A 3783-nucleotide genomic window follows, 5' to 3' on the forward strand; every position below is an offset into this window, starting at 1 on the left:
AGCCGCGAGCCAGGAGACCTGCCGCAAGCGCAAGACCATGAAGCCGGGCGAGGTGCCCCGGCAGGGGGCGCATATGGGTTTTTGCACGTCTGGCGTGGCGCGAAGCCATTGGTTGCCTTCCCCTGACCGGGGGAGTGATGTGATTGCACTCTGACGCCGTTCTCTATCTCGTCACCCAGCCTTACCTCAGCGCCCGGCGCTTCCGCGCGCTCAGCGAGGGACTGACGGCTGCGCAGCGCCATCCGTCCGCCGTTGCCCGTATGGAGGGGGTGGGGCCCGGACCCATGCACGCCCTCGATGAGTTGGTTGCAACGGGCGCCCGCGCGATTCTGGTGCAGCCGGTCGGATTGCCCTTTTCAGACTCCCTGGCGGCCTGGCTGCCTGGCGCTCTGGCCCATTGGCTGGCGCAGCCACGGGCGGAGCGCGTGGACTTGCGGCTTGCCACCGATCAGGTCGATGAGGCCCGTGTGCTCGGCGCTGTGGCGGCTTCGGCGCTCGCCAACGCGGCCCGGGCGCGGTCCATCGCGCCCGAAGACGCGTCCATCACCAATCCCGGCTGGCAGGAACCGCCGCCTTTCCGTCACCATCTTCTCGTCTGCACCGGCCCGCGCTGTACCTTTCGCGAGGCTGGAACCGTGCGGCAGGCGCTCGATGCCGAGCTGCGCCGCGCCGGTATCCATGACGACTGCCTGATTACGCTTACCGGGTGCCTTTTCCCCTGCAATCGGGGACCGATGGTGGCCGTCTATCCGTCCGGCCGCTGGTATCGCCTGGAAAATCATGCGGATGTCGCCCGCTTTGCGACGGCCCTGGCGGCGGGTCAGCCGCTGCCCGAACTCACCATCCATGAGGTGCATCATGAAACCCATTAGCCTGTTTGCCGCCGCAGCCCTGGCGCTGGCCGCCGCGCCGGCCCTGGCCAGCGATCTCAGCATTGAAAGCTGCGAGACCGTCTCCAGATTCGACGCCATTCCCACTCGTGTGGTCACGCTGAACCAGCAATCCACCGAGATCATGCTGACGCTGGGGCTGGAAGGCCATCTGGTGGGGACGGCCTATCTCGACGACGCTATCCCGCAGCGTTGGAAAACCGCCTATGACGCAGTGCCGGTGCTGGCCGAACAATACCCCGCCCGCGAGGTGGTTCTGGTGCAAAATCCCGATTTCCTGTTTGCCGGCTTCAATTCCGCCTTTGGCGAAAAGGCCCTCGGCGCCCAGCAGGAGTGGAACGCGCTCGGCATCGGCACCTATCTGGTCAATGCGGAATGCCGCAACCTGCACCCGGCCAATGTCAAGCTGACCACCGAGCCGCTCTTTACCGATATCGAGCGCATCGGTGCGCTTTTCGATGCTGGAGATAAGGCTGCTGCGGTGGCTGCCGATATCCGTACCCGCCTCGATGCCGTGGCCGGCGCCAATCCCGGCAAGGGCCGTCGCGCCTTCCTTTTCGATTCCGGAACGGAAACCGCCTTCTCCGCCGGCTGCTGCGGTGCGCCCGGCCTGCTGCTCGATGCTGTCGGGCTCGACAACATCGCCGCCAATGTCGAGGGGCGCTGGGCGGACCTTGCCTGGGAGGCGGTCGTGGCCGGCAATCCTGAAGTGATCGTTCTGATCGAAGCCGACTGGTCGACGGCTGCGGAAAAGATCGCCTTTCTCAAGGCTGATCCGGTGTTGTCTACACTCGACGCGGTGCAGGATGAGCGTTTCGTGACCGTGCCGTTCTCCTCGACCGTGCTCGGCGTGCGCTTTGTCGAAGGCGTCGAAGAGCTTGGCGCTGATCTGGCGGCGCTCGACTAGATGGAAAACCGGCGCGGCAGGACTTCGGCGCTTTTTTCCGCTGCCGCGCTCGCGCTGCCGCTGGCGGGGTTGGCCGGTGTCTATTGGGGCACGGCCGACCTCACCTGGAATGCGCGGCTTGACGCCTTGCTGCGCCTGCCGCATGCAGAGCGGCATCTGGTGCTGATCATCTGGGAGTGGCGCCTGCCGCGCGTTCTCATGGTGGCGCTGGTCGGCGGAGCGCTGGCGCTGTCGGGGGTGCTGATGCAAGCCATGCTGCGCAACCCGCTCGCCGATCCCTATCTGCTCGGCCTGTCCTCGGGCGCTTCGGCGGCAGCGACGGCGGCCATCGTCTGGCTACCCGCAACCTTGGTTGCCGCTGTCGGCATGCCGCTACTGGCCTTTGCCGGCGCCATGCTGGCCTTTCTTGTCACCCTGGGGCTCGCCTACAGTCCGACTCGCGGCCTCGACAGGCTGGTACTGATCCTGGCCGGCATCGCCGTCTCGCTGTTCTTCCAGGCCATCTCGGCCTTCTTCATCCATATCGCCGACCCTCACGTCACCCAGGCGGCGCTGCAATGGTTGATGGGGTCGGCCGCCGGCACCACCTGGGGCGACCTCATACCGCTTGCTCTCGCCCTGCCGCTGCTTGTCGCATTGTCCTACTGGCTCGCCCCGATGCTTGACGCCGTGCTTCTGGGCGATGAGCGCGCCACGGCGCTGGGCGTGCCCGTTGCCTGGCTGCGCGCCGGTTTCTTTACCGGGGCCGCGCTCCTGACCGGGCTTTCCGTAGCCGGCGCCGGTATTGTCGGTTTCGTCGGGCTGGTCGTGCCCCATATGGCGCGCCTGCTCATTGGAGCAACCCATCGCCGGCTCATCCCGCTTGCCGTGCTGCTGGGTGCTATCGTGCTCGTTGTGGTCGATCTGCTCTGCCGCATCGTGCTGGCGCCGGAGGAATTGCCGCTCGGCGTATTGCTGGCGCTGTTCGCCGCGCCCCCTTTCATTCTCATCCTGCGCAGGGTTCGCCGTGGCGTCTGAACCGCTTCTCGATGTCGAAAATCTTGGTCTCATCAAGCAGGGCAGGGCTCTGCTCGATGGGGTGAGCTTCTCGCTGCAAGGTGGCGGATTTTATGGGCTGCTCGGGCCGAATGGGGCGGGAAAATCCAGCCTTTTGCGCCTTTTATATCGTGCCGAGCGCGCCGATAGCGGCCGGATGCGGCTCGCCGGCCGGCCGGTCGAAACCATCGGCCGGCGCGCCTATGCGGCAAAGGTTGGCGCGCTGGTGCAGGAACAGGTCAGCCTTGCGGGTCTCAGCCTGCGGGAAGTGGTCCGCCTCGGCCTCCTGCCGCTGCGCCTGCCATTGGCGGAAACGGACCGGCGCATCGGTGCCGCGCTGGAAGAAATCGGCCTTGGCGACAGAGCCGATGACGACGCGGCCCGGCTCTCGGGCGGCGAACAGCAGCGCCTGTTCTTCGGCCAGCTTCTGGCCCTCGACCCCCAGCTTTACCTGCTCGATGAACCGCATAACCATCTCGACCTGCATTTTCAGTATCGGCTGCTCGACAAGGTGCGCCAGCGCGGCAGAACCGTTCTGGCATCGTTCCATGATATCAATCTGGCCGCGCGCTATTGCGACGAGGTGCTGCTTCTGGATCATGGCCGCCTGATCGGGCAAGGCTCCCCCGAAACCATCCTGACCCGCGAGCGCCTGGCAAGTGTCTATCGGGTCGAGGGGCAATTCAGCCGCGGCCAATTGATGGTGACCGGGGCAATTTGACGGTGACTGCCGGTTTCATCCGGCGGGCGGCTCGGTGCTTAGTGAATGACCGTCTTGCTGATCAACTGATGATAGAGCCGGACGGTTTCGTCGTCGGGCTCGACATCGAGTTCACTGCGCAGCTTGCTCGTGCATTCCTCGAACAGCTTGCGCACGAAGGAGAATTGGCCCCTGGACGCTGCGTCATACATCAGCGCGCGATGGGCGCCCTCATGATAGGGATCGACCTG

The 3783-nt window shown here is 65.5% G+C and carries 5 protein-coding genes; 4 read left to right on the forward strand and 1 reads right to left on the reverse strand.

The window, feature by feature from the left end; translation table 11 throughout:
• Positions 1–143: 143 nt before the first annotated feature.
• The 4 genes from VDP82_RS15395 to VDP82_RS15410 are packed head-to-tail and all read left to right on the forward strand — an operon-like array spanning position 144 to position 3553.
• Positions 144–872 carry a (2Fe-2S) ferredoxin domain-containing protein gene (locus VDP82_RS15395; RefSeq protein ID WP_323015711.1) on the forward strand — a complete coding sequence of 243 codons (729 nt, stop codon included), beginning with the start codon at positions 144–146 and terminating at the stop codon, positions 870–872.
• Positions 859–1797, forward strand: coding sequence for an ABC transporter substrate-binding protein (locus VDP82_RS15400; protein WP_323015712.1), 939 nt, complete (start codon positions 859–861; stop codon positions 1795–1797). The genes VDP82_RS15395 and VDP82_RS15400 overlap by 14 nt, the downstream gene beginning before the upstream one ends.
• Positions 1798–2814, forward strand: coding sequence for an iron ABC transporter permease (locus VDP82_RS15405; protein WP_323015713.1), 1017 nt, complete (start codon positions 1798–1800; stop codon positions 2812–2814).
• Positions 2804–3553: an ABC transporter ATP-binding protein gene (locus VDP82_RS15410; protein ID WP_323015714.1), complete on the forward strand. Its 750-nt coding sequence runs from the start codon at positions 2804–2806 to the stop codon at positions 3551–3553. Before VDP82_RS15405 ends, VDP82_RS15410 begins: the two co-directional genes overlap by 11 nt.
• Positions 3554–3591: 38 nt before the next feature.
• Here VDP82_RS15410 and VDP82_RS15415 read toward each other — a convergent pair.
• On the reverse strand, positions 3592–3783 hold a 192-nt coding region (locus VDP82_RS15415), incomplete at its 5' end, for a bacterial transcriptional activator domain-containing protein (protein ID WP_323015715.1).

It is taken from the genome of Devosia sp., from assembly GCF_034675085.1.
Lineage (GTDB): Bacteria > Pseudomonadota > Alphaproteobacteria > Rhizobiales > Devosiaceae > Devosia.